A 25,512-nucleotide genomic window follows, 5' to 3' on the forward strand; every position below is an offset into this window, starting at 1 on the left:
GGGCCCGGGCCACGGCTCCGGACCCGGGCACACCTCCTCCCCCCACACTGAAGAAGGGTCACGGCAGACACGATGGAACCGAAGACGAAGGCGGCCGGTGACGGCAGCGGCCTGGTCGAGATGGCGTGGGATCCGATCACCCGGATCGTGGGCAGTCTCGGCATCCACACGAAGATCGACTTCAAGCAGAAGCGGGTCGCCGAGTGCTACAGCACCTCGTCGGTCTTCCGTGGCTACAGCGTCTTCATGCGCGGCAAGGATCCCCGCGACGCGCACTTCATCACCAGCCGCATCTGCGGCATCTGCGGTGACAACCACGCCACGTGTTCCGTGTACGCGCAGAACATGGCCTACGGGGTGAAGCCGCCGCACCTCGCCGAATGGATCATCAACCTCGGCGAGTCCGCGGAGTACATGTTCGACCACAACATCTTCCAGGAGAACCTGGTCGGGGTCGACTACTGCGAGAAGATGGTCCGCGAGACCAACCCCGGCGTGCTGGAGCTGGCCGAGCGGACCCAGGCCCCGCACGCCGGCGAGCACGGCTACCGCACCATCGCCGACATCATGCGCTCGCTCAACCCCATCGAGGGCGAGTTCTACCGCGAGGCCCTCCAAGTCAGCCGGTACACACGGGAGATGTTCTGCCTGATGGAGGGGCGCCACGTGCACCCCTCCACGCTCTACCCGGGCGGCGTCGGCACCATCGCCTCGGTCCAGCTCTTCACCGACTACATGAGCCGCCTGATGCGGTACGTGGAGTTCATGAAGAAGGTGGTGCCGCTGCACGACGACCTGTTCGACTTCTTCTACGAGGCCCTGCCCGGCTACGAGGAAGTGGGCCGCCGGCGCGTCCTGTTGGGGTGCTGGGGTGCGCTCAACGACCCCGAGTACTGCGACTTCACGTACGCCAACATGACGGACTGGGGACGGAAGATGTTCGTCACCCCGGGCGTGATCGTGGACGGCAAGCTGGTCACCAACGACCTCACCGAGATCAACCTCGGCATCCGCATCCTGCTGGGCAGCTCGTACTACGACGACTGGGAGGGACGCGAGCAGTTCGTCACGCACGACCCGCTCGGCAACCCGGTCGACCCGCGCCACCCGTGGAACCAGCACACCATCCCGGCCCCGCAGAAGCGGAACTTCGACGACAAGTACAGCTGGGTGATGTCGCCCCGCTGGTTCGACGGCAAGGACCACCTGGCGCTCGACACCGGCGGCGGCCCCATCGCCAGGCTGTGGTCCACGGCCCTGTCCGGTCTGGTGGACGTCGGCTACGTCAAGGCCACCGGGCACAGCGTGGTCATCAACCTGCCGAAGACCATGACCAAGCCCGAGACCCGCTTCGAGTGGCAGATCCCGAAGTGGAGCAACGCCCTGGAGCGCAACCGCGCCCGCACCTACTTCCAGGCGTACGCGGCGGGCATCGCCCTGCACTGCGCCGAGAAGGGGCTGGCGGAGGTCCGCGCCGGACGCACGCAGACCTGGGAGAAGTTCGAGGTGCCGAACGAGTCGATCGGCGTCGGCTTCACCGAGGCCGTACGGGGCGTCCTGTCGCACCACATGGTGATCCGCGACGGGAAGATCGCCAACTACCACCCGTATCCGCCGACCCCGTGGAACGCCAGCACCCGCGACACCTTCGGCACTCCGGGACCGTACGAGGACGCCGTGCAGAACACCCCCATCTTCGAGGAGAACTCCCCGGAGAACTTCAAGGGCATCGACATCATGCGGGCGGTGCGCAGCTTCGACCCCTGTCTGCCGTGCGGGGTGCACATGTACGTGGGCGGCGGCAAGACCGTCAAGACCATGCACGTGCCCACCGGCCTGAGCGGACTGGGCGGATGAGCGCCGCGCAGACGGGCGTCGCGGTGGACGCGCGGCAGGCCGGGCAGCGGGTGGACGAGGTGCTCGACCGGCTCGCCGCCACGGGCGACCGGGCGGCATGCGCCGCCGCCGAGGAACTGGTCCGGGTCCTCATGGAGTTCTACGGGGCCGGGCTCGCCCGCATCACGGAGCGGCTCGGCGAGAACGGCCTGCGCCCGCTGCTGGACGACGAGCTCGTCGCGAGCCTGCTGGCCCTGCACGACCTCAACCCCGAGGACGTACACGCCCGGATCGGTCGGGCACTGCGCTCCGTACGGGAGCCCGTGGAGCTGCTGGACTTCGACGCGGCCTCGGGTGTGCTGCGGCTGCGCGCGGCGGCCACCGGCGGTTGCGGCTGCGGCAGTTCGGAGGCCGGCTCGTCCGGTGTGCCGCGCGACGTGGCGGACGCCCTGGCGGCCTTCGCGCCCGAGGTGACCTCCGTCGAGGTGGAGAAGGCGGCCCCGGCCCCGGCTCTGCTGCAGATCGGTACCCGCCCGCAGGCCCCGGCACGGGTCCGGTGAGCGGGTCGGCTTCGGCGGCCCGGGGCCTGCGGCGGTTCGCCGGCGCGCGCCCGCCACGCCCCGAGACCTGCGAACTGTGCGGGGTGGTGGTGGCCGAGGACGGACACCGCCACCTGGTGGAGACCGAGCGGCGGGCCCTGGTCTGCGCGTGTACCGGCTGCGCGCTGCTCTTCGACCGGCCGGGGGCGGTCACCGGCCGCTTCCGCGCCGTCCCCGACCGGTACCTGACCGATCCGGGGCACCGGCTCGACGACGGCGCCTGGGAGGCCCTCCAGATCCCCGTCGGGGTGGCCTTCCTCTTCCGCAACGCCGCGCTGGACCGCCTGGTCGCGCTCTACCCGAGCCCCGCCGGGGCCACCGAGAGCGAGCTCGACCCGGAGACCTGGCAGGGCGTGCTCGGCGCCGGACGGCTGGCCGCCCTCCTGGAACCCGACGTGGAGGCGCTGCTGCTGCACCGCGCGGAGGGGCGCACCACCTGCCACCTGGTGCCCATCGACATCTGCTACGAACTGGTGGGGCGGATGCGGATGCTGTGGCAGGGCTTCGACGGGGGCGCGGAGGCCCGGGAGGCGCTGCGCGTCTTCTTCGAACGCGTCGAGCGGCGGTCCCGGGCACTCGCGCCCGACGCGGTGGAAGCGGGCCGGCCATGACGGATTTCGCCTTCGCCTGCACGGGGGTGCGCGCCGACCCGTACGCCGCCGGTCCGACGCTGGTGTTCCGGCTGCGCATGACCACTTCGCCCGGGGTGCGGATGCACGCCATCGCCCTGCGCTGCCAGATCCGCGTCGAACCCGCCCGGCGGCGGTACGGCCCGGTGGAGGCGGACGGGCTGGCCGACCTGTTCGGTGCGCCCTCCCGCTGGGGGTCCACGCTCCAGCCCGTGCAGTTCGCCCAGGTGTCGCTGATGGTCCCGAGCTTCACCGGGGAGACCGAGGTCGACCTGGTGGTGCCGTGCACCTACGACATGGACATCGCGGCGACCCGGTACTTCGCCGCGCTCCAGGGCGGTGAGGTGCCGCTGCTGATGCTGTTCTCCGGGACCGCGTTCACCGGGGCCGGCGGCTTCCACGTCGAACCGGTGCCCTGGGACAGCGAGGCGGCGTACCGGATGCCGGTGGGGGTCTGGCGGGAGATGGTCGAGCAGCACTTCCCCGGCTGCGGCTGGCTGCGGCTGCCCGCCGACACGATGGCCGACCTGCTCGCCTTCCGCTCGCGGCACGCCCTCCCCTCCTGGGAGGCGACCGTACGCGCCCTCCTGGACACCGCGGCCGCGGCGGGACCGCCGCCGCCCGCGGTCCGGTTGGGGGCGGCTCCGCCGCGCGTCACCGAGAGGACGGCCCCGTGACCGCGACCACGTCCACGACCGAGAGCAGGACCGCGACCGCGTCCGGGACGGCCCCGGACGCCCGCTTCGCCACGGCCCGGCAGGTGGCCGACGCCGTCCTCTTCGAGGGGTACGTCCTCTATCCGTACCGGGCCTCGGCCGCGAAGAACCGGATGCGCTGGCAGTTCGGCGTGCTCGTGCCGCCCGCCTGGGCCCCGGCGCACGAGGAGCACACCTTCCAGCGGACCGAGGTCCTGCTGGAGCCCCGGGGCGCGGCGACGCTCTCCCTGGAGCTGCGCTTCCTGCACGCCCAGCGGCGTACGGTCCAACAGGCCTGCATGGACGGCACGTTCGAGGAGGTCGCCGAACTGCACCTGGCCGACCGGGTGCTGGTCCCCTGGGACGAGGGCGCCGAGGAACGGGTCGAGGTGTCCGTGACGGTGGCCGAACTGGCCGGCGCGGAGGCCCTCTTCCCGTTCGCCCGGCCCGCCCGCGAGGAGGTCGAGCCCGTCCTCGACGCCGAGGGTCGCACGGTCGGCCGCCTGGTGCGGCGTACGGAACGGGTCAGCGGGTTGCTGCGGCTCTCCGCCGCCGAACTCGACGGCCCTTACCGGGTGTTGAAGCTCGCGGCCGTGGTGGAGAACACCAGCTCCTGGGTGCCGGACGACAGCTCCGCGACGCGCGAGGAGGCACTGCCCCGCTCGCTGGTCGCCGCCCACCTCCTGCTGGGGCTGAGCTCCGGATCCTTCCTGTCGATGACCGACCCGCCCGAGTGGGCCAAGGGGGCGGTCGCGAGCTGCGAGAACCGCCACACCTGGCCGGTGCTGGCGGGCGAGCCCGGCCGGGCCGACGTGGTGCTGTCCTCCCCCATCATCCTGGAGGACCACCCTGCCATCGCGCCCGAGAGCGCCGGAGCCATGTACGACGCCACCGAGATCGACGAGATCCTGGCCCTGCGCACCGCCGCCCTCACCGACCAGGAGAAGCGGGAGGCGCGCGGGACGGATCCCCGGGCGGCCGCCGTGATCGACCTGGCCGATTCGATGCCGCCCGAGGTGCTGGAGCGGCTCCACGGGGCCGTCCGCGGGCTGCGTGACATCACCGGCGAGCCCGGGGCCGGGGCCGAGGACCCGGCCGCGCTGTTCCGGCCCGAGACCCCCTGGTGGGATCCGGCCGGGGCGGACCCGGTCGAGCCGGCCCCCGACCACGTCACGGTCGACGGTGTCCGGGTCGGGGTCGGCAGCCGGGTGGTCCTTCGCCCCGGGCTACGCCGGACCGACGCCCAGGACCTGTTCCTCCAGGGCCGCACCGCCCTGGTGGAGGCCGTTCTGCACGATGTCGACGGGGGCGTGCACCTCGCGGTCACCGTGGAGGGCGATCCGGGCGCCGACATCCGCCGGGAGCAGGGCAGGTTCCTCTACTTCCAGCCCGACGAGGTCACCCCCGGGGAGCAGGCGTGAACGGCCGGACCCTGATCGCCGGAATCGGCAACGTCTTCCTCGGCGACGACGGTTTCGGCGTGGAGACCCTGCGGGCCCTGTCCTCGCACGCGCTGCCGCAGGGGGTGGAGGCGGTGGACTTCGGGGTCCGCGGGGTCCACCTCGCCTACCAGTTGCTCGACGGCTACGACACGGTCGTCCTCGTCGACGCCACCGCACGCGGCGGAGCCCCCGGCACCCTGTACCTGATCGAGGTCGGCACCGGGGACGCGCGCGTCGCACCTGGCGGGGCCGCCCTCGACGGCCACGACATGTCGCCCGACACCGTCCTCGCCCTGTTGGACACCCTGTGCGCCGGGACCGGCACCGCCGCGCCCCGGCGCGTGCTCGTCCTCGGGTGCGAACCCGCCTGCGTCGAGGAGGGCATCGGTCTGAGCCGGCCGGTGGCCGACGCGGTGCCGGAGGCCGTACGCATGCTCCTGGACCTGCTCCGGCAGGAGGAGGCGCCCGGGGCCGGAGTGGATGACCCGAACCGCCGTGAACTGAGGAGAACCCCATGAAGAAGGCCGTCATCGGCGGAGCCGCCGCCGTCGCCCTGCTCGCCGTGCTCAAGCAGCTGCTGCCCGACATCAGGCGCTACCTGCACATCCGCGGCATGTGAACCCGCACGCCCGGAGGCTCCGTGGGGCCCCCAGGACCCCGTACGCCCCGGCGCCCGAATGGCGTACGGGGCGTAGTGGTCGTCGGCGTGGCCGCCCGCGCCGCCCGCGCCCTGCCGGTGTAATGAGCCCGGCAGGACGGAGACGCAAGTCCTATGCACGAGATGTCGATCGCCATGGCCGTCGTCGGCCAGGTGGAAGAGGCGGCCCCGGACGCGACGGGCGTCGTGAGCCGAGTGGAGCTCCAGGTCGGGGAGTTGGCCGGGGTGGTCCCGGACTCCCTCGCCTTCTGCTTCGAACTGGCCTGCGCCGGAACGGTCCTGGAGGGTGCCGAGCTCGTCACCCGGTCCGTGCCGGCCCGCGCGCGCTGCGCCGCCTGCACGGGCGAATGGGCCGTGGGCATGCCGCCCGAACTGTGTTGTCCCGCCTGCGGACGGGCCACGGAGGTGGAGCTGCTCTCCGGACGCGAGCTGCGCATCCTCACCGTGACCTGGGAGGACGCCCCGGACCCCGACGCCCAGGCCGCGGTCCCCTGCCGCGCACCGATCTCCGAGGAGGCCTGAACCATGTGCCGAGTGGTCGACCTGCAACAGGCGGTACTCGCCAAGAACGACGGGGCGGCGCAGGCGCTGCGCGCCGAACTCACCGCCCGCGGAACCACGGTCGTGAACATGCTGTCCAGTCCGGGCAGCGGCAAGACCGCCCTGCTGGAGCGGGAGCTGGTGCTCGCCGGCGAGCGGGGGGTGGCCGTGGCCGCCCTGACGGCCGACCTGGCCACCGAGAACGACGCGGTGCGGCTGGCCCGCTCGAGCGCGCCGGTCAAGCAGGTGCTCACCGACGGGCTCTGCCACCTGGAGGCCGCGATGCTGGGGCGGCACCTGGACGGATGGCTGCCCGAGGAGACCCGGCTGCTCTTCGTCGAGAACGTCGGCAACCTGGTCTGCCCGGCCTCGTACGACCTCGGGGAGTCGCTGCGCGTGGTCCTCGCCTCGGTGACCGAGGGCGAGGACAAGCCGCTGAAGTACCCGACCGCCTTCGGTCTGGCGCAGCTGGTCGTGATCACCAAGACGGACATCGCGCAGGCCGTCGAGTTCGACGAGGCGACCTTCCGCGCGAACGTCCAGCGGGTCAACCCGGGCGTCGAGGTGGTGCTCACCTCGGCCCGCACGGGCGAGGGCCTGGGCATCCTGCTGGACCGGGCGCAAGCGGTCGGCGCGGGGGCGGTGGCACACACCCCGGTGATGGCAACCCAGTGCGCGTGCGCTCCCGCGCGGGACGCCCACCACGCCGCCGGGCACGCCCACGGTCCGGGGTACGAGCCCGGCCACGCCCCGGGGACTGGGGCTGCGCACGGCCAGGGGCACGGGCCCACGCCCGGGCACGCTCACGGACCGGGGCATGCACACGTGCACGGGCTCGACCACGAACATACGCACGGTCCCGGGCGGGCACCCAACCCGGGACGAGGATCCGAGCCTGGGCACGACTCGGCGGCTGGGCACAACCCGGGGGCTGGGCACGGGGCTGGGACTCCGGCTGCGGCTGCGGCTGCGGCTGCGGCTGCGGCTGCGGGCGGCCACGGGCACGAACCTGCGCCCGGGCACGCTCACGGGCCGGGGCATGTGCACGGGACGGGGAACGCGCCGGGGCCCGGGCAGGGGCATGTGCACGGAACGGAACACGTACACGGGGCGGGGCCCGCGCACGCGCACGGGCAGGGGCCTGCTCACGATCACCCGCCGACGCCCAAGCCGGCGCCGGCGCGCCGGCAGAGCCGCTGATGGAGGGCGTGCAGCGCCGTCGGGTCGTCGTGCGGGGCGTGGTGCAGGGTGTCGGCTTCCGGCCGTACGTCTACGCCCGCGCCACCGGGCTCGGCCTGGCCGGACACGTCACCAACACCCCCGAAGGCGTGGTGACCGAGGTCGAGGGTGCGCCCGAAGCCGTCTCGGACTTCTGCGAGCGCCTCGCGGCGGACGCGCCCCCGCTGGCCGTGGTGGACGGCGTGGACCACTGCGAGGTGCCGGTGGTCGGCGGCAGCGGCGGGTTCTCGATCATCGCCTCCCGGAGCGGCGGGCCGGCCCGGACCCTGGTCTCCCCCGACACGGCCACGTGCGCCGCCTGCCTCGCCGAGCTGGCCGACCCGGCCGACCGGCGCCACCGGCACCCCTTCATCACGTGCACGCACTGCGGGCCCCGTTTCACCATCGTCACCGGTCTGCCCTACGACCGCGCCCACACGACCATGGCCGGCTTCCCGATGTGCCCCGACTGCGCCCGCGAGTACGCCGATCCGGCCGACCGGCGCTTCCACGCCCAGCCAGTGGCCTGCACGGCCTGTGGGCCTCGGCTGCGGCTGCTGGTCGCCGCGGGCGCGAAGGCCCCGTACGAGCTCACCGGTACGGATCCCGTCGCCGAGGCCCGCCGGATGCTGGCCCGGGGCGCGATCCTCGCGGTCAAGGGGCTCGGCGGGTACCACCTGGCCTGCGATGCCGCCCAGCCGAAGGCCGTGGCGGAACTGCGCCGGCGCAAGGCCCGCGGCGACAAGCCCTTCGCCGTGATGGTGCGCGACCTCGCCGAGGCCGAGCGGCTGGCGCACATCGGCCCGGAGGAACGCGCCCTGCTCACCGGGAACGTCCGGCCCGTCGTGCTGCTGCGCAGGCGCGCCGGGGTCCCGGGCCCGGCCGAGCCCGCCGAGGCGGTCGCTCCGCGCAGCCCCGACCTCGGAGTCATGCTTCCGTACACCCCCGTCCACCACCTGCTGTTCGGGCTTCCCGGCGATCCTCCGGGGCCCGGGCTGCTCGTCATGACCAGCGGGAACCTCGCGGGCGAGCCCATCGTCACCGACGAGGCCGAGGCCCTGGAGCGGCTGGCCGGCCTCGCCGACGCCTGGCTCACGCACGACCGCCCCATCCACGTGCCGTGCGACGACTCGGTGGTACGGGTCTGCGACGGCGCCACGCTGCTGGTCCGGCGTGCGCGCGGCTACGCCCCGCTGCCGGTCGCGCTGCCGCTGCCGGTCCCCGCCACGCTGGCCGCCGGCGGCGACCTGAAGAACGCCCTCTGCCTCGGTGAGGGCCGTCGGGCCTGGCTGTCGGCGCACATCGGCGACATGGACGACCTCGCCACCCAGCTCGCGTTCGAGCGGGCCGAGCAGCAGCTGGAGTCCATCACCGGCGTCACGCCCGAGCGGCTGGCCGCGGACCGGCATCCCGGCTACCGGTCGGGCCGGTGGGCGGCGCGCAATGCCGGCGGGCGGCCGCTGGTGCGCGTCCAGCACCATCACGCGCACATCGCCTCCGCGATGGCCGAACACGGTCTGGACGGCGGCCGCCGGGTGATCGGCGTCGCCTTCGACGGCACCGGCTACGGCGACGACGGCGCGGTGTGGGGCGGCGAGGTGCTCCTCGCCGACTACGCCGGATACACGCGCTTCGCGCATCTCGCGTACGTTCCCCTGCCGGGCGGCGACGCCGCCGTGCACCGGCCGTACCGGATGGCCCTGTCGCACCTGCGGGCGGCGGGCATCCCGTGGGATCCGGACCTGCCGTGCGTGAACAGCTGCCCCGATGACGAACTTCGGGTGCTGTCGCGCCAGTTGGAGCTCGGCCTGAACTGCGCGGCCACCTCCAGCATGGGGCGGCTCTTCGACGCCGTCTCTTCACTGGCGGGCATCTGCCACCGCTCCGGCTACGAGGCCCAGGCGGCGATGGAACTGGAGAGCGCCGCACTGCGGACGGCGGGACGCGACGGCACCGACCCCTACGCCTTCACCCTGAACCTGCCCACCCCCGGCGACGCACCCGGCCCCGGCGACGCCCCGGTCACCGCGGACCCGGCGCCCCTGCTGGCGGCGGCGGTCGCCGACCTGCGCGCGGGGGCGGCCCCCTCGGTGATCGCGGCCCGCTTCCACGCCGGTGTGACCGCGCTCGTCGGCAGGCTGTGCGTCCTCGCGCGCGAGCGGCACGGACTGGACACGGTGGTGCTGACCGGCGGGGTCTTCGCCAACACCCTGCTGTCCTCGGCCTGCGCCCGCACGCTGCGCGGGCACGGTTTCACCGTACTGCGGCACCGCCACGTCCCGCCGAACGACGGCGGCCTGGCACTCGGTCAGCTCATGGTGGCGGCCGCCTTCGACGTCACCGAACCCCCACAGCGAGGAGAGGCCCATGTGCCTGGCGGTACCCGGCAAAGTGCTTGACATCGGGGAGCGGGACGGCACCCGCATGGCCACAGTGGACTTCGGCGGCGTACAGAAGGAGGTGTGCCTGGAGTACCTGCCGGACCTCCAGGTAGGCGAGTACGCCATCGTCCACGTGGGGTTCGCCCTCCAGCGGCTGGACGAGGAGTCCGCGAAGCAGACCCTTGAGCTCTTCGCGGAACTCGGCATGTTGCAGGAGGAGTTCGGTGACCCGTGGGAAATGGCCGCGGAGGCCGGCGAGGGGGTGCAGCCGTGAAGTACATCGACGAGTTCCAGGACCCGGACCTGGCGCGCCGGCTGCTGGACGAGATCCACGCCACGGTGACCCGCCCCTGGGCGCTCATGGAGGTCTGCGGCGGCCAGACCCACACCATCATCCGGCACGGGATCGATCAACTCCTCCCCGATCAGGTGGAGTTGATCCACGGCCCGGGCTGTCCGGTCTGTGTGACCCCACTGGAGGTCATCGACAAGGCGTTGGAGATCGCCTCCCGGCCCGGGGTGATCTTCTGCTCCTTCGGGGACATGCTCCGGGTGCCGGGGACCGGCCGCGACCTGTTCCGGGTGCGGAGCGAGGGCGGCGACGTACGGGTGGTCTACTCCCCGCTCGACGCCCTGACCATCGCCCGCCAGAACCCGGACCGTGAAGTGGTGTTCTTCGGCATCGGATTCGAAACCACCGCGCCGCCCAATGCCATGACGGTCCATCAGGCCAAGCGGCTGGGCATCCCCAACTTCAGCCTGCTCGTCTCGCACGTCCGGGTTCCCCCGGCCATCGAGGCCATCATGCAGTCGCCCAGCTGCCGGGTGCAGGGCTTCCTCGCCGCCGGGCACGTGTGCAGCGTCATGGGCGTGGCGGAGTACCCGGAGCTCGCGGCACGGTACCGGGTGCCGATCGTGGTGACGGGCTTCGAGCCCCTGGACATCCTCGAAGGCGTACGGCGGACCGTGCGCCAGCTCGAACGGGGCGAGCACACCGTGGAGAACGCGTACGCGCGCGCCGTCCGCCCGGAGGGCAACCCGGCCGCCCTCGCCATGCTGGAGGACGTCTTCGAGGTCACCGACCGGGCCTGGCGCGGCATCGGGGTCATCCCGGGCAGCGGCTGGCGGCTCTCGGACCGCTACCGCGAGTTCGACGCCGAGCACCGCTTCTCGGTCACCGGGATCACCACGCGGGAGCCCGCCGAGTGCCGCAGCGGCGAGGTGCTCCAGGGGCTCATCAAGCCGCACGAGTGCGAGGCCTTCGGCACCTTGTGCACGCCGCGCACACCGCTCGGCGCCACGATGGTCTCCAGCGAGGGCGCCTGCGCCGCGTACTACCTCTACCGCCGGCTCGACCTCCAGGCCGCGCCGGCTTCCCCGACGACGCCGCTGGAGGCGAGCCCCGTTGGCTGAGACCGCACCCCTGGACATCACCGGCTGGACCTGCCCGGCCCCGCTGCGCGACCACCCCCGGGTGGTGATGGGTCACGGCGGGGGCGGCGCCCTGTCCGCCGAGCTCGTCGAGCACCTCTTCCTCCCGGCGTTCGGCGGCCCCGCCCTGGCCCAGCTCGGGGACTCCGCCGCGCTCTCCCTGGGCGGGGTGCGCCTCGCCTTCTCCACGGACTCCTACGTGGTGCGCCCGCTGTTCTTCCCCGGCGGCTGCATCGGCGACCTCGCGGTCAACGGCACGGTCAACGACCTCGCGATGAGCGGGGCCGAACCGGCCTACCTCTCCTGCGGGTTCATCCTGGAGGAGGGGGTCGAGCTGTCCGTCGTCTCCCGGGTGGCCCGGGCGATGGGCGACGCGGCCCGGGCCGCGGGCGTGGAGGTGGCCACCGGGGACACCAAGGTCGTCGAGAGCGGGCACGGCGACGGCATCTACGTCAACACCGCGGGCATCGGGGTCATCCCGGCGGGGGTGGACCTGCGCCCGCAGCGGGTGGTGCCCGGTGACGTGGTGATCGTCAGCGGTGACATCGGGCTCCACGGCGTGGCCATCATGAGCGTCCGGGAGGGCCTGGAGTTCGGGGTGGACGTCGAGAGCGACTGCGCGGCGCTCGGCGGCCTCGTCCGGAGCATGCTCGCGGTCACACCGGACCTCCACGTGCTGCGCGACCCCACCCGGGGCGGTCTGGCCGCCTCGCTGAACGAGATCGCGGCGGCCTCCGGCACCGGCGTCGTCATCCAGGATTCTCGGGTCCCCGTCCCGCCGGCCGTCGCGAACGCCTGCTCGATCCTCGGCCTGGACCCCTTCTACGTGGCCAACGAGGGCAAGCTGGTGGCCTTCGTACCGCGCGAGCACGCCGAGGCCGTGCTCGACGCCATGCGGGCGCATCCGCTGGGCCGCGGGGCGACCGTGATCGGCGAGGCGGTGGAGGCCCACCCGGGCATGGTCGTGGCGCGCACCCGGCTGGGCGGCACCCGCGTGGTCGACCTGCCGATCGGGGAGCAGCTCCCGCGGATCTGCTGACCGCGATCCCGTGCTCGGGAGCGCGGGCGGGCGATGGCGGAGTCGTGCGGCGGCGTTTGACACCGAGGGGCGAGGGCAGGCGCGTCCACGGGGGCCGACCAGCGGAAGGTGGCGTCATGACCGAGCCCGGCCCGGCCGGTGTCCCGGCCGGCAGCGCCCCGGTCGGCAACGCCCTGGCCGCCGCCGTCACCGAGCTGACCTCTGAGATCTCGGCGCTCCATGCCGACCGCGGCCGTCGGCGACTGCTCGACCTCGCCACCGGGGTGCTCTCGGCCCAGCTGGCCATCCCGCCCGACGAGGCCGCGGACCACCTGGTGCGGCCGGCGGTGTCCACGGGGCTCGGGGCCGTGGACACCGCGGCCGACATCGTCAACGCGGCCGCCGGGAGCGTGGTCGTCGAGGCCCCCGACGGGCAGGCCGGCGCCGCGTCGAAGGCACGTCGTACCCGGCGCAGTGCGGCGGCGGCCCTCGCCGCGGACAGCGCCGCCGAAGCGCTGGACACGCTGCTGGAGGGCGGCCTGCGCCCCCTCGGTGTCCGGGCGGTCTTCCTGTGGCGGCGCACCGAGACGGGCTGCCTGGAGCTGGTCGGGCAGGCCGGTGCGAGCCGCCCGGAGGCCGCGCACTGGCGGTGGCTGCCGCCCGGGTGCGGGGGCCCACTGCACCAGGCGATGCACGGAGGCGTCCCCGTCTGGCTGCCGGACGGTACGGACGAGGGCCCGCCCTCCGGGTCGCCCCGGCTGCCGGGGGCCGTGGCGCATGGCGCCCGGGTGCTGTTCCCGCTCCGGCCGGCGGGCGGGGCGGCCGGGCTGCTCCTCGCCGCGTGGGAGGAGCCCGTGCCCGTGGACGAGGTGCTGCGCCGGGAGTTCGCCGATCCGGCGGAGCCCGCGGCGCACGTCCTGGACTGGGCGCGGGACGAGGAGGGCGGGCCGCGCGGCCTCACCGCGCTGCTGGACCTGCTGGAACAGCCCGCGGCCGTCGTCCGGGCGGCCGTAGGGACCCAGGCGGTGGTCAAGGACGTCAATCCGGCCGCCGGCAGAGCCGTCGGCGGGGTCCACGAGCCCGTGGGGCGGCCGCTCGCGCAGGTCTTCCCGTACGCCCACGAGGGTCTGACACGGCTGATCGCGGCGGCCGCCGGTGGCGGCGGGCCGCAGTTCGTCCCCTGCCTGCCGGAGGACGGCCCGGCGCCCGAGTCGGGGTCCATGGCCCACGTGCGCGTACTGGCCCTCGCGAGGGAGCGGGCGGTGGTGCTGTGGGACACCGTCGACACGAGCCCGGTGCTGGTCCGCGTGCTCGGGCGGCTGGAGCGGATCGCCTGGTTCGAGGACGATCTGGTGACCGGCCGGTCCCGCTGGAGCTCGAAGGCGTACGCGCTCTTCGGTCTGCAGCCCCGGGCGGAGCCGCTGCCGCTGCGCGCGCTCGGCCCGCGGGTGCACGCGCAGGACGCGGAGGTCCTGCGGGAGATGCCGGCCGCCCTGGCGGACCGACGGGAGGGGGCCCAGGGCTGCTGCGGGTGGTGCGGCCCGACGGCGGGGTCCGGCGCATCCAGATCGCGGCCGAGCCCGTCCTGACGCGGGGCGCGCTGACCGGGCTGGCGGGGGTCTACCAGGACGTCACGGCGCAGCACCACACCGAGGTGGCCCTGAGCGCCGGCTTCGACGGCTCACGGCCGCGCAGGCGGAGGCGGAGGCCGAGCTGTGCAACCGGGTGGTGCTCCGGCTCCAGCAGGCGATCCAGCCGGAGGTGCCGCCGTTGGAGACGCTGTCGGGCCTGGAGATCGCGGCCCGCTACCGGCCGGCCGTCGCGGAGTACCGACCATCCGGTTGTAGACGGCCGCGATCTCGCCGGGGAGGCCTTCCGCGTCGTCCGGCAGCCGGGGCGGTGAGATCCCCGTCGTGGACGGCGGTGAGACTCGCGAGCAGTTTTTCCAGGATCCGGTCGGATTCGTTCATGTCTGACCTCGCTGGGTCCACTTTGACACGGCAAAGGGTCAAGCCGACCGGCGGCGGGTATATCCCCGTCGAAAGCCACGACGGTCCCGATGCGCCGACCCGGCGCCGGACCTCCCCGTCGGAGGATTCCCATGTCACCCCTTTCCCGCGTCACAGCGGAGCCCGTCCATACCGACTACCGCACAGCCGTACTCGACCTCCCCGAGGTCCCCGAGGATCCGCTCGGAGTCAGCACCTCCGAGGCCCGCGTCCTGTCGGTGTCGCTCTTCGAGCGGCTGAACGCACTCACCGAGGGCACTCCCGAGTACTCCTACGTGCGCAATACGCTCGTCGAACTGAACCTCAGCTTGGTGAAGTACGCCGCCCGCCGGTTCCACAACCGCAGCGAGCCGCTGGAGGACATCGTCCAGGTGGGCACGATCGGCCTGATCAAGGCCATCAACCGGTACGACGTCGAGCGCGGGGTCGAGTTCGCGACGTTCGCGCTTCCCACCATCACCGGAGAGATGAAGCGGTTCTTCCGGGACACCTCGTGGGCCGTGAAGGTTCCGAGGCGGCTGCAGGAGCTGCGGCTCGACATCGCCAAGACGCACGACGTCCTGGAGCAGCGGCTGGGCAGGCGGCCCACCGATCACGAGCTCGCGGAGCGGCTGGGCATCGAGGACGAGGCTCTGGCCGAGGGCCGTCGGGCCGCCAACGGCTACACCGCGGGCACCTTCGAGCGACTCACAGGAGAGGAGCCGGAGGGGAGCACGGCGCCGCAGACACTGGGGGTCGAGGAACCCGCGTACGACCTGATCGAAAGCCTGGAGTCCCTCAAGCCGCTCCTGGCCGACCTCGACGAACGCGACCGGCTGATCCTCTCGCTGCGCTTCGGGGAGGACCTCACCCAGGCGGAGATCGGTGACCGGCTCGGCGTCTCCCAGATGCAGGTCTCCCGGCTGCTCGGCCGGATCATGGTGAAGCTGCGGACCGGACTGCTGACGGACGGCGGTGGCACGGCCGGGTGACGCGCGGGGCGTGCATGTCGTGCATGGTGTAGCGGTGGCGGTCATCGTTCACGGGCGGGACCGACTGACGCCTCCGTTGGAGCTGCCGTTGCCCCCGGCCCTGCGCCGGGACCACCAGGGCCGCTCTTCGCCCGGCCCCTCCACGATCCGCTGCGGCGCGGAGACCTCCAGCCAGACCCGCTTGCCGCCGTCCAGCGGCTCCGCGCCCCAGCGCCGCGCCAGCCGGTCCACGATGCGCAGCCCGTGCCCTCCGGGCCGGGCGGGGGGCGAATGGCTCTGGAGCACGGGAAGGGTCGGGCTCCGATCGGTCACCTCGACGCGCAGGCCGTCACCGGTGCGCCGGAGCAGGAGCGAACTCGGGCCCCCACCGTGCAGGCGGGCGTTGGCCACCAGCTCGGACACGAGCAGCAGCACGTCCTCGGCGTCGGCCTCGGCATCGGGGTCCGGAGCGGGCAGCCATTCCCAGTCGGTCAGCGCCCGCTTGGTGAAGTCCCGGCACCGGGTGACGACGTTCTCCTCCTCCGCGCCCAGCACGAAGACCCGACTCCGCTCCGGTGAACGGCGCTCGTTCATCACGCGCCTCCGCTAACGGTGCTGCGGGTGTCCCGCCAGTGCCTCTGCGACGTCAGCGTAAACGGGAAAGATCTCGTCCGCGCCGGTGATCCGGAACATTCGCTCGACCGGCCGACGAAGGCCCACGAGCTCGATCCTGGCCCCGGCCTGCTCGGCCGTGAGCCGTCCGCGCAGCAAGACGTTCAATCCCGTCGAATCACAGAAGTCCACGTCGGTGAAGTCCACCAGCAAACGTCCGCCCCCCTCGACGGATACGGCTTCGAGCGCCTCTCTCAGCGGCTCGGCCGTATCGTGGTCCAACTCTCCGCCGAGCCGGAGAACGGTTGCCCCCCGGACATGCCGAACCTCGACGGTGAACCGGTCGCCCTCCGCTGTGGCAACCATGGAGAACCCCCTTCCACCTCTGACTCAGGACGCCTACCCGAGTGCGCGCCGGCCAATCCCGTCAACGCCCCCTGATGGGCATATGTGGCAACAATAGGGGCAGCAGCAATTCCGGAGCCTCTGGACGAGAGGAGGCTGCCATGGTGCTCGTGGCAGCGGACGCACCGGGTGCGCCGTGCTGGCTGAGCCTGATGACGCGCGACCTGCAGGCCGCGGAGCGCTTCTACGGGGCGGTGCTGGGCTGGACGTTCCGGCGCGGCGTGTTCGGGCGGGCCTCCTCGGTGGCCGAGCTGGACGGCGTACCGGTGGCGGGGATCGGAGCGACGGCCGGGGAGTCGGCCGTGCCCGTGGCGTGGACGGTGTACTTCGCGGTCGACGACGCCGACGCGGCGGTGGCCGGGATCCGGGCACGCGGGGGCACGGTCGGGGTGGGGCCGGTGTCCTATCCGCCCCGTGGGCGGGCGGCGCTCGCCACCGATCCCGAGGGGGCGGCCTTCGGTGTCTGGGAGGGAGAAGCGCTCACCGAGTGGCGCGTCGGTGACGGCGAGGCACCCGCATGGGTGGAGCTGCACACCCGCGACGCCTTCGACGCGGCCGTGTTCTACGGCGAGGTCCTGGAGTGGGTCGGGGGCGAGGATGAGGACGAGGACGAGGACGCCGCGTGCTGCGAGGTCTCCTACGAGGACGACCGGGTCGTCCTGCGGCGCGCGGGCCGGGCCGTCGCGCGCTTGAACAGCGGCCCCGTCGACGCCACCGCCGCGAGGCCGCAGCTGCGGCCCCACTGGCTGGTCCACTTCAAAGTCCCGGATCTGGAGCGGGCACGGAGGGCGGTCGTCGCGCACGGCGGCACGGTCGTCCCTGACGAGGCCGGATGGGGCGGCGTGGACCAGTACGTGACGGTGTGCGATCCGGACGGCGGGCTGTTCACGCTCGACCTCGACCAGCCGCGCCCCGGCCCGGGCCACCGCAGCCACCGCATGCCGTGACGGCAGGGAGGCAGCTCCGGCACCGCGTTCGGGCCCGCTGCCTCCCGTACCGTCCACGTTTCGGTTCCGCTCAGCTCGGCGGCGCCCCCGCGTCCGTGCGGACGATGACGACCGGGCAGGACGCGTGCGCGGCGCCCCGCACCAGATGGTGTTCCAACGGAACCTCTCCGGCCTGGAGGATCACCTTCTCGACCACACGGGGGGTGTGACCACTGGTGTCCATGGCCCCGACCCTCCTCCTCACCAGTAGTGGCGACGGCCGCCGACCGCGTGTCCGAGCGATCCCAGGATCCACAGGACCGCACCGACCACGATCAGGACGATTCCGATCGTCCACAGGATGCCGATGCCGGTCAGCCAGCCGATGAGCAACAAGATGATTCCGAGGACGAGCATGATGTCCCTCGATCCCGCGGAGGCTAGCGGCGGAGCGATCTGTTCCGCCTCTGTTCCGCAGACCGCTTCTACCCGCCTGCGGCAGCCTTATCAGGGGTGGTCGCATTTCTTCCGGTACGCCGGCTCCGCGGTCCGGGCGGTACGGCGTACGGCGGTACGGATCAGACGTGCGTGAGGAGGCGCTCCAGCGGCCGGGGGACGCGCTCGGGCCGCACGTGCGCCACCAGCGCCTGCGCGTAGAGCGCCTTGCGGCCGCTGTGCGTGCCCATGAAGCGCCGCAACTGGTGTTCCAGGGGCCGTTCCCGCTGGGCCGGCTGGCCCTGGAAGGTACGGAAGGGGCGCATCTCGCCCTGGGCCTCGATCACCTGCTGCACGCCCTCGGCCCCGACGGCGCGGATCAGCTCGTCCTCCAGGTCGGCGACGCAGACGTGGAAGCCGAACGTCTCCAGCTCGGCGTGTGCCGGACCGGACCCGAGCCCGACCCGCTGGAGATGACGCCGGAAGTACCGTTCCTCGCCGATGTCGCAGAGGCCGGCCAACGGGAGCCCGAGCCCGGGCGGGCCGCACAGGTCCAGGAAGCGCCCGATGCGCGTCGCTCCTCCGAGCGGTACCACCGCGACGCCCTCCGCTCCGAGGTCGCGGCCGTGGCGCACGGCCAGCGCTTCGAGCGCGACCTGATCACTGCTCCCCTCGACGAGCACGATCGTCCGTACACCGCCGCCGGCCAGCTCCCGGGCCACCTCGGCGGCCGCGTCCGCCTCCGCTCCGCCGTCCGCCCACGCGACCAGCGCCAGGCGGAATCGCGTCAACTCGTCCACGAGACCTCACTTCCCGACGCCATCGTGGCACGGCCCGGTTCCCGTACGCACGTACGTTTTCCAGGGGCGATGGGCCGGGAAGTCGCAGGAGGCGCGGCTGTGTCCGCGTCAGCGGCCGAGGGCGCGCTCCAGTTCGGCCTTGTCCATCTGGGAGCGGCCCTTGATGTTGCGCTGCCTGGCCTCGTTGTAGAGCTGCTCCTTCGTCGGCCCTCGGGCCCCGCTGTGGGAGCGCTTCCCTCCGCGCTCGTAGGACGACATGTCCTCAAGCGAGGTACGGCTCGCCGTCTTCGACTCGCCGGCCCGGGCGCGTTCCTTGTTGACGGTGCGGGCCGCGATCTCCTTGGCCCGCTCCGGGCTCTCGCCCCGCTGCTCGACGCTCTCCTTGATGTGTTCGTACTGGCGTTCACGCTTGGGACTGGAACCGCGAGGCATGGTCACTCCTTGACCGGGGTTCGACCGAGATGACGAATCCGCTGCGGGGCCGGGTGGGGATCCGGCTCAGCGGGATGGACAGGTCTTGTTGCGGTACGACGAGGTCCAGACGGGCGAGGTCCGACGCGAGCGTGGTGAGCAGCGAGAGGGTGACGTCCTCGCCCGGACACCGGTGGCCGGTCCGCGCGTCCCCGCCGCCCTGCGGGATCAGTTCGGCGACGCCGCCGGGATCGTGGCCCAGGAAGCGCCCCGGGGAGAAGTGGTAGGGCCGCGGCCACAGCGCGGGGTCGTGGTGGTGCCCGTACACGTCGAGGAGGAGGAGCGTTCCGGCCGGGACCTGCTCACCGGCGAAGGTGATGTCGTGGGCGGCCAGGCCGCCGATGAAGGGCACGAACGGATAGAAGCGACGGACCTCGTGGGCGAAGGCGCGGGCGTGGCCCGGGTCTTCGCCGCGCAGCTGGTCACGCTGGCCGGGGTGGCGGTGCAGCGCGTGCGCGGCGAACGTGACGAACCAGGTGATGGCGACGGTCGGACGGATGATGTTGAGGATGTCGACGGCCGCCGTGTGCGGATCGAGCAGGGTGCCGTCCGGTTCCCGGTGCAGGGCGATCGTCTCCACGACCGTCCCGGAGACCAGGTGCGGGTCGTGTATGCGGACGCGTTCGACGGCGGCCAGGAGACCCTGCTCCTGGCGGCGCCTGGCGCGCCGGGCCCGTACGTGCCGGGGCCCGGCCGTGGAGAAACCCTCGACCATGGCCACGCAGTCCTCGGCGATCTCACGGGCCGCTTCGTCGGTGACCGGCAGACCCACCCAGTCGCACACCGCTCCCGCGAGCACGGCGGCCACTTCGTCGAACAGCACCACGCTGCGGCCCTCCCAGTCGCTCACGGCCTCGCGCCAGCCGCTCTCGACCCGCGCGCTCAGGCCGCCGATCCCCTCCGGCGACATGAGCAGCGACACCAGCAGCTCCTTGCGCCCCCGGTGGCGTGCACCGTCCAGGGTGTGGACCGCTCCCCTGCCGAAAAGGGTGTCGAGCACGGACACCGGCACGGCGCCGTGCCGCTGTACGAGGCTCTCGTCGTAGAAGAGGGCCACGGCGTCGGGACCGTGCAGCAGTACGGCGGGCCGCCCCATCAGGCGGGTGTGCACCACCGGCGCGCCGTCGTGGGCCCGGCGCAGATCGGGGGCCCAGGCATAGCCGTGGGCCAGCAGGGAGAGGGTGCTGTCGATGGCATGACCGGACATGCCCGGCGCCTACCCGGAACGGGGGCGCGCATTCGGGCCGATTGCCGGCTCAGCGCCCGTCCCGGGGAGTGGGCCGTACGTCGAAGCCGCTCGGCGCCTCGGGCGCGACGGGCTCCTCGTGGACCTCGACGGCCCGGACCACGGCCGCGGCCGGCCCCGTACGTGACCACCGCACCATCGCCTCGACGGCGTCCTCGCCCCCTTCGAACAGGGCCTCGACATCGCCGTCGGGCAGGTTGCGCACCCATCCCGACACACCGTGCGCCAGCGCCTCACGGCGGCAGGTGTCCCGGAAGAACACGCCTTGCACGACGCCCGACACGATCACGCGCTTGCGTACCATGCCCCGACCCTACGGCGGGATCGAGCCGTTCTCCGGGCGCCTGCCGGTAACGGGCCGGCGCGGCGGCAGACTGAAGGGGCCCGGACCCCCGACTTCCGGACCGGAAGGAGCGATGTGCCCGTTCCGATCATCATCGACTGCGATCCAGGACACGACGACGCCCTCGCGATCATGCTGGCGGCCGGCGACCCGGCGGTCGACCTGCTGGCCATCACGACGGTCGCGGGCAATCAGACGCTCGACAAGACCACCCTGAACGCGCGCCGCGTCTGCACGGTCGCCGGGATCACCGACGTGCCCATCGCGGCCGGTTGTGACCGGCCGCTCGTCCAGCCGCTCGGCGTCGCGGCGGACGTGCACGGGGCCTCCGGCCTCGACGGGCCCATGTTCCCGGAACCCACCGTGGACATCGTCCAGGAGCACGCGGTGGAACTCATCCACCGGACGCTGGCCGAGCATCCACGACCCGTCACCCTCGTGCCGACCGCACCGCTGACCAACATCGCCCTGCTGCTGACCCGCTATCCGCAGGACGCCGCCCGTATCCACGAGATCGTCCTGATGGGCGGCTCGACGGAGCGGGGCAACCGCACCCCGGCGGCCGAGTTCAACGTCGTGACGGATCCCGAGGCCGCCGACATCGTCTTCCGCAGCGGCGTGCCCGTCACCATGTGCGGTCTCAACGTCACCCACCAGGCGCTGGCCACGCCCGAGGTGGTGGCCCGCTTCGAGGGGCTCGGTACGCCCCTCGGGCGCGTCTGTTCCGACCTGCTGACCTTCTTCGCGTCCACGTACCGCACGCTGTGGGGGTTCCCGCACCCGCCGCTGCACGACCCCGTCGCGGTGGCGCGCGTCATCGACCCGGGGCTCGTGCACTGCGTGGACGCCAACGTCGTCGTGGAGTTGCACGGCCAGTACACGCGCGGCGCCACCGTGGTGGACCTGCACCGCTACGTGGACCGCCCGGTCAACGCCAGGGCCGCGGTGCGCTTGGAGACCGACCTCTTCTGGGACCGGCTGGTCTCCGCCGTCGCGACGCTCGGGGCCCGCATGCCGCCTTCGCATCCGGATAATGGAACGACTGACCGACCGGAGAGATGAAGGAACGATGACGCTCGAAGCAGGCCAGCGGGTGAAACTGGCGGCAGACCTCAGGCTGGCCGGGTCGGTCACCCTCGCCGAGGACGACCCGGCGGAAGTGCCGGCGCCCGTCGCCTCCGCCCTTTCCCTGGCATCGGGCACCGAGGGCGCGGTCGAGCAGGTGAACGACAACCGGGATCAGCCGCTGCCGCAGAGCCACGAGGTCCGCGAGTACCTCCGGCTCAAGTCGCTCCTGGACGATTTCGGCCACCAGATGCCGCCCGTGAGCAGGAAGCAGCTCGAGGAGCAGGTCGACTCCCTCGAACCGGAGTGGATCGCCTACCAGGGGCAGAAGCCCCGCGTCACGGTCCGCGTCCGCCTCGACAACGGCTTCGTGCTCGACGAGGCACGGGCAGAGCTCTTCACCCCCGCCTGATCCGAGTTCGCGGGCGGTCCTCCCGTCAGTGGTCCGTCAGGAGTCGGCCGGTCGCCGTATGGATCGCGTCAGGGGGCGGCCACGGGCGTGCGCGGGCGGGGATGGCTTCGGTGTCCCGCCCCCGGCTGCCTCCGCGCGGCCCGGGGCGCCAACCGCAGCTCGTGGTTCCCCAGGGAGGGCCCCATGTGTTTGTTCCTGTACGACGACGACCCCGAGCCCGAAGAACGGAGCCCGGCCGGGCCCCTGTACGTGCCCGCCCGGCCGGGAGGAGCGCACCTGCTGGTGCGGCTGTTCCGCACCCCGCTCGGAACGCGTACCGCCGTCGGTTTCACCACCCCGGACCGGCTGGCCGCCACGCTCGGCGCGGACCAGCCCTGGATCCGGCTCTCCGAGGCCGCGGTGCGCGCGCTGGCCGCACCTCTCGGCGTATCCCTGCTGACCGTCGACCCCACCCTCACGGCGCCCCCGGTCGCCTCGGCGGCGAGCCCCGGCCCGATCGGGGGGCCGATGCCACAGGTGCCCGAGACCACGGCCCGGACCGCCTGAAGGGGAGTCACGCCATGACCAACACCGCCCCTTCCGGGATACCGGCCATAGGCACGAGCGCGGGGCGGCGCGAGTCGGGCAAGGTCCGAAAGAGGCGGTCTGGTCACCCGTGCAGGAGATCCGCGTAGCGTGGAACCGTGAAGACGGTGTCGGTGTCCTGGGCGGCCGCGAGTGCCCGCCGGATGGACCGGCAGGGGCTCCTCGCCCCCGCCCCGGCCACCGAGTCCTCGCCGGCCGACATCGCCGGGCGGATGCTCGGCGCGCACGCCCAGGTGGCGTCCGCGGCGGAACTCTCCATCGCGCTGCGCCTGGAGGGCGCGACCCGCACGGACGTGCGCGACGCGCTCACCGGCGGGCACGCGCCGGCCGGAAAGGACGGCCAGACCCAAAGACCGGGACCGGGCCGGCTGGTCAAGACCTTCGGGCCGCGCGGCACCATCCACCTCCTGCCGGCCCGGGACCTGCCGTGGTGGACCGGGGCCCTGTCCTCCCTGCCCGCCCGCCCGAGCCCGTTCCGCCCGGAGGCCCGGATGACGGCCACCCAGACGGACGAGGTGGTCGCCGCGATCGGCGACGCCCTGACCGGCGCCGAACTGACGGTGGACGAGCTCACCGAGGCGATCGTGGCGCGGACCGGATCCTGGGCCGCGGACCCGGTGATGCCCTCCTTCCAGACCATGTGGCCGCGCTGGCGCCAGGTCACGCACACCGCCGCCCACCGCGGGGTACTGGCCTTCGGCCGCGACCGGGGGCGCAAGGTCACCTACACGAACCCCGGCTGCGCCCCCGCCTCCCCCACCCGGTCGGTGCACGAGCTGGTGGACCGCTACCTGCGCGCCTACGGGCCCGCCACCCCCCAGGACTTCGCCACCTGGCTCGCCGCACCCACCGGGTGGGCCGCCGAGCTCTTCGCCACCCTCGGGCGGAGCAACCGCATCGAGGAGGTGCCCTTCGCGACCGGCCGGGCCTGGCTCGCCACCGGCGACACCGCCTTCCCGGACGAACCCGCGCGCGGGGTGCGCCTGCTCCCGTACTTCGACGCGTACGTGATCGCCGCCCGCCCCCGCGAGCTGCTCTTCCCCGGTTCCGCGGCCACCCGCGCGCTGGCCGGCGGGCAGGCCGGCAACTTCCCGGTCCTGCTGGTCGACGGTACGGCCGCCGGAGTCTGGTACCAGCGCCGAACGGGTCGCCGCATCGCGCTCACCGTGGAGCCGCTGGAGCACCTGGGCACGGCCCACCGCCGCGCGCTGGACGAGCAGGTGGAGCGTACGGGTGCGATGCTCGAAGCCGCCGCGGAGCTCACCCTCGGCACGGTCTCCGTAGGCCCCCACGCCTGACGCGGCGAGCGTCGTCACGGGCGGATCTGGTTGACGGCCCCCGGGGCGGGTAGGCGCGGGATCGGCACAGGGAGGTGGCCTGAATGTCCACGGAGACCGGACGGGACGAGACCGCGGAGGAGCGCGCGGACCGGCGGTGGCAGGAGCTCATCCAGGAGATCCGCGTCGCCCAGACGGGCGTCCAGATCCTGTTCGGTTTCCTGCTCACGGTCGCCTTCACCCCCGTGTTCCACGGCCTGGCCACCACCGACAAGACGACCTACATGGTCACGGTGGTCCTGGGCTCGCTGGCCACGGGTGCGCTGATCGGGCCGGTCGCCTTCCACCGTCTGGTCACGGGCCGCCGAATGAAACCCGAGACGGTCAGGTGGGCCGCGCGGATGACCTTCGTCGGCCTGGTCCTGCTGCTGGCCACCTGCTCCGCGGCCCTCTTCCTCGTCCTGCGGGTCGCCTCGGACAACTCCCTCGTCCCCTGGCTCGTGGGAGGCGTGGTGGGCTGGTACCTGCTGTGCTGGTTCGCGCTGCCGCTGTGGGTCCGGATCCGCCACACTTCCGAGGAGTGACGGGCCACGACCACGTCTCAGCCGTCATCGCGCGTTCCAGCGGAACTTCCCCCCTCCCACCCACCTGACCTCGTCCGGGTCGTCCAGGTCGTGGATCACGATGCCGGCGGCCGAGGCGATCAGGAGCACGTCCGTCATGCAGCCGGCGGTGCTGACGACCTCGCCGTCGATCTCCACGATGCGGAACGGAGGGTCACCGGCTTGCACGCCGAGTACCGTGACCCGGGCCGTGGACATGTAGGGAATCGCGGATTCGGTCATGCGGAACTCGCCTCCACTCACTCGTGCCCGGAGTGGCAGTCGGCTTCTGCCCGGCGGTCACGGTCCAAAACCGGGCGTGTCCGTGTGCGGCGGACGGGCCGCGCAGTCAGGGCACAGCCCGCGGTAGGTGACCTCGACCTCGGAGACCGTGAAGCCGAACCGCTCCTGGGCCGGGAGGCCGGCCAGGGGGTCGCCGGTCGGGTGGACGTCTCGGATGGTGCCGCACTCGGAGCACACCAGGTGCTGGTGCGGGTGGTGCGCGTTGGGGTCGTAGCGTTTCGCGCGGCCCTGGGCGGAGACCTCCGCGACCTCGCCGAGCGAGACCAGTTCACTGAGGGTGTTGTAGACGGTCGCCCGGGAGATCTCGGGCAGCAGCTGCGCCGCGCGGGCGTGCACCTCGTCGGCTGTGAGGTGGACGTGCTCGCCCTCCAGGACCTCCGCGACGACACGACGCTGGGACGTCATGCGCCACCCGCACTCTCGCAATCGCTCCAGCAGGTCACTCATTTTCGGTTCACCTGTTCAGGATCGGCGGAATGGCCGAAGCCTACCGGCATGAGGAATGGGTTCGGGTGACGGTGCGTGGCGGTGGCGCGGCCGGGTGCAAGGGTGAATTGCGATGATCAGAGGATCTCATTTTTGTCCTGCCGTCGGCCGTCGAGCCGGAAATCGAAGGACTTCGGA

At 72.8% G+C, this 25,512-nt stretch carries 30 protein-coding genes and 1 pseudogene; 21 read left to right on the forward strand and 10 right to left on the reverse strand.

All coding sequences use genetic code 11. The annotated features are described in order from the left end of the window. Positions 1 to 72 precede the first annotated feature (72 nt). The 15 genes and pseudogenes from OG625_RS03100 (at position 73) to OG625_RS03165 (ending at position 15,427) form a co-directional block, all read left to right on the forward strand. Positions 73 to 1,857: a nickel-dependent hydrogenase large subunit gene (locus OG625_RS03100; RefSeq protein WP_329376519.1), complete on the forward strand. Its 1,785-nt coding sequence runs from the start codon at positions 73 to 75 to the stop codon at positions 1,855 to 1,857. Continuing rightward, positions 1,854 to 2,396 (forward strand): hypothetical protein, encoded by a 543-nt coding sequence (locus OG625_RS03105; protein WP_329376520.1) that lies wholly within the window; start codon positions 1,854 to 1,856, stop codon positions 2,394 to 2,396. Before OG625_RS03100 ends, OG625_RS03105 begins: the two co-directional genes overlap by 4 nt. Continuing rightward, the gene (locus OG625_RS03110) at positions 2,393 to 3,046 is read left to right on the forward strand and encodes a DUF5947 family protein (RefSeq protein ID WP_329376521.1); all 654 of its coding nucleotides are present in this window, start codon (positions 2,393 to 2,395) and stop codon (positions 3,044 to 3,046) included. The genes OG625_RS03105 and OG625_RS03110 overlap by 4 nt, the downstream gene beginning before the upstream one ends. After that, a complete protein-coding gene (locus OG625_RS03115; RefSeq protein ID WP_329376522.1) occupies positions 3,043 to 3,741 on the forward strand; it encodes a DUF6084 family protein in 699 nt (232 codons plus the stop codon). Before OG625_RS03110 ends, OG625_RS03115 begins: the two co-directional genes overlap by 4 nt. Beyond that, entirely contained in the window at positions 3,738 to 5,180 is a 1,443-nt protein-coding gene (locus OG625_RS03120; RefSeq protein WP_443067665.1) for a hypothetical protein, read from the forward strand. Before OG625_RS03115 ends, OG625_RS03120 begins: the two co-directional genes overlap by 4 nt. After that, positions 5,177 to 5,719 carry a hydrogenase maturation protease gene (locus OG625_RS03125; protein WP_329376523.1) on the forward strand — a complete coding sequence of 181 codons (543 nt, stop codon included), beginning with the start codon at positions 5,177 to 5,179 and terminating at the stop codon, positions 5,717 to 5,719. Before OG625_RS03120 ends, OG625_RS03125 begins: the two co-directional genes overlap by 4 nt. Beyond that, on the forward strand, positions 5,716 to 5,820 hold the full coding sequence (locus tag OG625_RS41375) for a DUF6893 family small protein (protein WP_443067666.1): 105 nt from the start codon (positions 5,716 to 5,718) through the stop codon (positions 5,818 to 5,820). The genes OG625_RS03125 and OG625_RS41375 overlap by 4 nt, the downstream gene beginning before the upstream one ends. A 153-nt stretch (positions 5,821 to 5,973) precedes the next feature. Further along, complete coding sequence (locus OG625_RS03130; RefSeq protein ID WP_329376524.1) at positions 5,974 to 6,381, forward strand: hydrogenase maturation nickel metallochaperone HypA/HybF; 408 nt, start codon at positions 5,974 to 5,976, stop codon at positions 6,379 to 6,381. Positions 6,382 to 6,384: 3 nt separating this feature from the next. Next, positions 6,385 to 7,071 (forward strand): annotated as a pseudogene (gene hypB, locus OG625_RS03135) (hydrogenase nickel incorporation protein HypB); the annotation flags it as partial. 527 nt (positions 7,072 to 7,598) lie between these two features. Then, the gene (hypF, locus tag OG625_RS03140) at positions 7,599 to 10,016 is read left to right on the forward strand and encodes a carbamoyltransferase HypF (protein WP_329376525.1); all 2,418 of its coding nucleotides are present in this window, start codon (positions 7,599 to 7,601) and stop codon (positions 10,014 to 10,016) included. Continuing rightward, positions 9,985 to 10,272, forward strand: coding sequence for a HypC/HybG/HupF family hydrogenase formation chaperone (locus OG625_RS03145; RefSeq protein ID WP_329376526.1), 288 nt, complete (start codon positions 9,985 to 9,987; stop codon positions 10,270 to 10,272). The genes hypF and OG625_RS03145 overlap by 32 nt, the downstream gene beginning before the upstream one ends. Then, on the forward strand, positions 10,269 to 11,411 hold the full coding sequence (hypD, locus tag OG625_RS03150) for a hydrogenase formation protein HypD (protein WP_329376527.1): 1,143 nt from the start codon (positions 10,269 to 10,271) through the stop codon (positions 11,409 to 11,411). The genes OG625_RS03145 and hypD overlap by 4 nt, the downstream gene beginning before the upstream one ends. Further along, positions 11,404 to 12,468, forward strand: coding sequence for a hydrogenase expression/formation protein HypE (gene hypE, locus OG625_RS03155; RefSeq protein ID WP_329376528.1), 1,065 nt, complete (start codon positions 11,404 to 11,406; stop codon positions 12,466 to 12,468). Before hypD ends, hypE begins: the two co-directional genes overlap by 8 nt. A gap of 116 nt (positions 12,469 to 12,584) precedes the next feature. After that, positions 12,585 to 14,036 (forward strand): ANTAR domain-containing protein, encoded by a 1,452-nt coding sequence (locus OG625_RS03160; protein ID WP_329376529.1) that lies wholly within the window; start codon positions 12,585 to 12,587, stop codon positions 14,034 to 14,036. A 512-nt stretch (positions 14,037 to 14,548) separates the two neighbouring features. Next, entirely contained in the window at positions 14,549 to 15,427 is an 879-nt protein-coding gene (locus OG625_RS03165; protein ID WP_329376530.1) for a SigB/SigF/SigG family RNA polymerase sigma factor, read from the forward strand. A 48-nt stretch (positions 15,428 to 15,475) separates the two neighbouring features. Here the strand turns inward: OG625_RS03165 and OG625_RS03170 are convergent, their stop codons facing one another. Both OG625_RS03170 and OG625_RS03175 read right to left on the reverse strand, forming a co-directional pair. Beyond that, a complete protein-coding gene (locus OG625_RS03170) occupies positions 15,476 to 16,000 on the reverse strand; it encodes an ATP-binding protein (protein WP_329376531.1) in 525 nt (174 codons plus the stop codon). A gap of 12 nt (positions 16,001 to 16,012) precedes the next feature. Continuing rightward, positions 16,013 to 16,384 carry an STAS domain-containing protein gene (locus OG625_RS03175; RefSeq protein ID WP_329376532.1) on the reverse strand — a complete coding sequence of 124 codons (372 nt, stop codon included), beginning with the start codon at positions 16,382 to 16,384 and terminating at the stop codon, positions 16,013 to 16,015. A 140-nt stretch (positions 16,385 to 16,524) separates the two neighbouring features. Here OG625_RS03175 and OG625_RS03180 point away from each other — a divergent pair, with 140 nt between their 5' ends. After that, entirely contained in the window at positions 16,525 to 17,370 is an 846-nt protein-coding gene (locus tag OG625_RS03180) for a VOC family protein (protein WP_329376533.1), read from the forward strand. A 70-nt stretch (positions 17,371 to 17,440) separates the two neighbouring features. Here OG625_RS03180 and OG625_RS03185 read toward each other — a convergent pair whose 3' ends face one another. The 6 genes from OG625_RS03185 to OG625_RS03210 all read right to left on the reverse strand — a co-directional run bounded on the left by OG625_RS03185 (position 17,441) and on the right by OG625_RS03210 (position 20,605). After that, positions 17,441 to 17,593 (reverse strand): hypothetical protein, encoded by a 153-nt coding sequence (locus OG625_RS03185; RefSeq protein WP_329376534.1) that lies wholly within the window; start codon positions 17,591 to 17,593, stop codon positions 17,441 to 17,443. 17 nt (positions 17,594 to 17,610) lie between these two features. Beyond that, positions 17,611 to 17,766: a DUF6131 family protein gene (locus OG625_RS03190; protein WP_329376535.1), complete on the reverse strand. Its 156-nt coding sequence runs from the start codon at positions 17,764 to 17,766 to the stop codon at positions 17,611 to 17,613. Between the two features lie 161 nt (positions 17,767 to 17,927). Continuing rightward, positions 17,928 to 18,584: a TOPRIM nucleotidyl transferase/hydrolase domain-containing protein gene (locus OG625_RS03195; RefSeq protein ID WP_329376536.1), complete on the reverse strand. Its 657-nt coding sequence runs from the start codon at positions 18,582 to 18,584 to the stop codon at positions 17,928 to 17,930. Positions 18,585 to 18,692: 108 nt separating this feature from the next. Further along, the gene (locus tag OG625_RS03200; protein ID WP_329376537.1) at positions 18,693 to 19,016 is read right to left on the reverse strand and encodes a plasmid stabilization protein; all 324 of its coding nucleotides are present in this window, start codon (positions 19,014 to 19,016) and stop codon (positions 18,693 to 18,695) included. Continuing rightward, positions 18,988 to 20,262 carry a cytochrome P450 gene (locus OG625_RS03205; RefSeq protein ID WP_329376538.1) on the reverse strand — a complete coding sequence of 425 codons (1,275 nt, stop codon included), beginning with the start codon at positions 20,260 to 20,262 and terminating at the stop codon, positions 18,988 to 18,990. The genes OG625_RS03200 and OG625_RS03205 overlap by 29 nt, the downstream gene beginning before the upstream one ends. 49 nt (positions 20,263 to 20,311) lie before the next feature. Continuing rightward, positions 20,312 to 20,605 carry an acylphosphatase gene (locus tag OG625_RS03210; protein ID WP_329376539.1) on the reverse strand — a complete coding sequence of 98 codons (294 nt, stop codon included), beginning with the start codon at positions 20,603 to 20,605 and terminating at the stop codon, positions 20,312 to 20,314. 114 nt (positions 20,606 to 20,719) lie between these two features. Between OG625_RS03210 and OG625_RS03215 the strand changes: the two genes are divergently transcribed. The 5 genes from OG625_RS03215 to OG625_RS03235 all read left to right on the forward strand — a co-directional run bounded on the left by OG625_RS03215 (position 20,720) and on the right by OG625_RS03235 (position 24,567). Continuing rightward, on the forward strand, positions 20,720 to 21,706 hold the full coding sequence (locus OG625_RS03215; protein WP_329376540.1) for a nucleoside hydrolase: 987 nt from the start codon (positions 20,720 to 20,722) through the stop codon (positions 21,704 to 21,706). A 7-nt stretch (positions 21,707 to 21,713) separates the two neighbouring features. Next, complete coding sequence (locus tag OG625_RS03220; RefSeq protein ID WP_329376541.1) at positions 21,714 to 22,121, forward strand: hypothetical protein; 408 nt, start codon at positions 21,714 to 21,716, stop codon at positions 22,119 to 22,121. A gap of 183 nt (positions 22,122 to 22,304) precedes the next feature. Next, complete coding sequence (locus OG625_RS03225) at positions 22,305 to 22,667, forward strand: SAV_915 family protein (RefSeq protein ID WP_329376542.1); 363 nt, start codon at positions 22,305 to 22,307, stop codon at positions 22,665 to 22,667. Positions 22,668 to 22,849: 182 nt separating this feature from the next. After that, complete coding sequence (locus tag OG625_RS03230; protein WP_329390404.1) at positions 22,850 to 24,004, forward strand: winged helix DNA-binding domain-containing protein; 1,155 nt, start codon at positions 22,850 to 22,852, stop codon at positions 24,002 to 24,004. Positions 24,005 to 24,087: 83 nt separating this feature from the next. Beyond that, on the forward strand, positions 24,088 to 24,567 hold the full coding sequence (locus OG625_RS03235) for a DUF6328 family protein (RefSeq protein ID WP_329376543.1): 480 nt from the start codon (positions 24,088 to 24,090) through the stop codon (positions 24,565 to 24,567). Between the two features lie 24 nt (positions 24,568 to 24,591). Here OG625_RS03235 and OG625_RS03240 read toward each other — a convergent pair whose 3' ends face one another. Both OG625_RS03240 and OG625_RS03245 read right to left on the reverse strand, forming a co-directional pair. Then, positions 24,592 to 24,828, reverse strand: coding sequence for a hypothetical protein (locus tag OG625_RS03240; RefSeq protein ID WP_329376544.1), 237 nt, complete (start codon positions 24,826 to 24,828; stop codon positions 24,592 to 24,594). Between the two features lie 57 nt (positions 24,829 to 24,885). After that, complete coding sequence (locus tag OG625_RS03245; protein ID WP_329376545.1) at positions 24,886 to 25,335, reverse strand: Fur family transcriptional regulator; 450 nt, start codon at positions 25,333 to 25,335, stop codon at positions 24,886 to 24,888. Positions 25,336 to 25,512: the final 177 nt, after the last annotated feature.

It is taken from the genome of Streptomyces sp. NBC_01351 (assembly GCF_036237315.1).
In the GTDB taxonomy this organism is placed as follows: domain Bacteria; phylum Actinomycetota; class Actinomycetes; order Streptomycetales; family Streptomycetaceae; genus Streptomyces.

Bases quoted from the DNA above. Each gene is read 5' to 3' on its own strand.
- OG625_RS03100 (WP_329376519.1), top strand. From the start codon at position 73: ATGGAACCGAAGACGAAGGCGGCCGGTGACGGCAGCGGCCTGGTCGAG.
- OG625_RS03105 (WP_329376520.1), top strand. From the start codon at position 1,854: ATGAGCGCCGCGCAGACGGGCGTCGCGGTGGACGCGCGGCAGGCCGGG.
- OG625_RS03115 (WP_329376522.1), top strand. From the start codon at position 3,043: ATGACGGATTTCGCCTTCGCCTGCACGGGGGTGCGCGCCGACCCGTAC.
- OG625_RS41375 (WP_443067666.1), top strand. From the start codon at position 5,716: ATGAAGAAGGCCGTCATCGGCGGAGCCGCCGCCGTCGCCCTGCTCGCC.
- OG625_RS03130 (WP_329376524.1), top strand. From the start codon at position 5,974: ATGCACGAGATGTCGATCGCCATGGCCGTCGTCGGCCAGGTGGAAGAG.
- hypF (WP_329376525.1), top strand. From the start codon at position 7,599: ATGGAGGGCGTGCAGCGCCGTCGGGTCGTCGTGCGGGGCGTGGTGCAG.
- OG625_RS03145 (WP_329376526.1), top strand. From the start codon at position 9,985: ATGTGCCTGGCGGTACCCGGCAAAGTGCTTGACATCGGGGAGCGGGAC.
- OG625_RS03160 (WP_329376529.1), top strand. From the start codon at position 12,585: ATGACCGAGCCCGGCCCGGCCGGTGTCCCGGCCGGCAGCGCCCCGGTC.
- OG625_RS03165 (WP_329376530.1), top strand. From the start codon at position 14,549: ATGTCACCCCTTTCCCGCGTCACAGCGGAGCCCGTCCATACCGACTAC.
- OG625_RS03170 (WP_329376531.1), bottom strand. From the start codon at position 16,000: ATGAACGAGCGCCGTTCACCGGAGCGGAGTCGGGTCTTCGTGCTGGGC.
- OG625_RS03175 (WP_329376532.1), bottom strand. From the start codon at position 16,384: ATGGTTGCCACAGCGGAGGGCGACCGGTTCACCGTCGAGGTTCGGCAT.
- OG625_RS03180 (WP_329376533.1), top strand. From the start codon at position 16,525: ATGGTGCTCGTGGCAGCGGACGCACCGGGTGCGCCGTGCTGGCTGAGC.
- OG625_RS03185 (WP_329376534.1), bottom strand. From the start codon at position 17,593: ATGGACACCAGTGGTCACACCCCCCGTGTGGTCGAGAAGGTGATCCTC.
- OG625_RS03190 (WP_329376535.1), bottom strand. From the start codon at position 17,766: ATGCTCGTCCTCGGAATCATCTTGTTGCTCATCGGCTGGCTGACCGGC.
- OG625_RS03200 (WP_329376537.1), bottom strand. From the start codon at position 19,016: ATGCCTCGCGGTTCCAGTCCCAAGCGTGAACGCCAGTACGAACACATC.
- OG625_RS03205 (WP_329376538.1), bottom strand. From the start codon at position 20,262: ATGTCCGGTCATGCCATCGACAGCACCCTCTCCCTGCTGGCCCACGGC.
- OG625_RS03210 (WP_329376539.1), bottom strand. From the start codon at position 20,605: ATGGTACGCAAGCGCGTGATCGTGTCGGGCGTCGTGCAAGGCGTGTTC.
- OG625_RS03220 (WP_329376541.1), top strand. From the start codon at position 21,714: ATGACGCTCGAAGCAGGCCAGCGGGTGAAACTGGCGGCAGACCTCAGG.
- OG625_RS03225 (WP_329376542.1), top strand. From the start codon at position 22,305: ATGTGTTTGTTCCTGTACGACGACGACCCCGAGCCCGAAGAACGGAGC.
- OG625_RS03230 (WP_329390404.1), top strand. From the start codon at position 22,850: ATGGACCGGCAGGGGCTCCTCGCCCCCGCCCCGGCCACCGAGTCCTCG.
- OG625_RS03235 (WP_329376543.1), top strand. From the start codon at position 24,088: ATGTCCACGGAGACCGGACGGGACGAGACCGCGGAGGAGCGCGCGGAC.
- OG625_RS03240 (WP_329376544.1), bottom strand. From the start codon at position 24,828: ATGACCGAATCCGCGATTCCCTACATGTCCACGGCCCGGGTCACGGTA.
- OG625_RS03245 (WP_329376545.1), bottom strand. From the start codon at position 25,335: ATGAGTGACCTGCTGGAGCGATTGCGAGAGTGCGGGTGGCGCATGACG.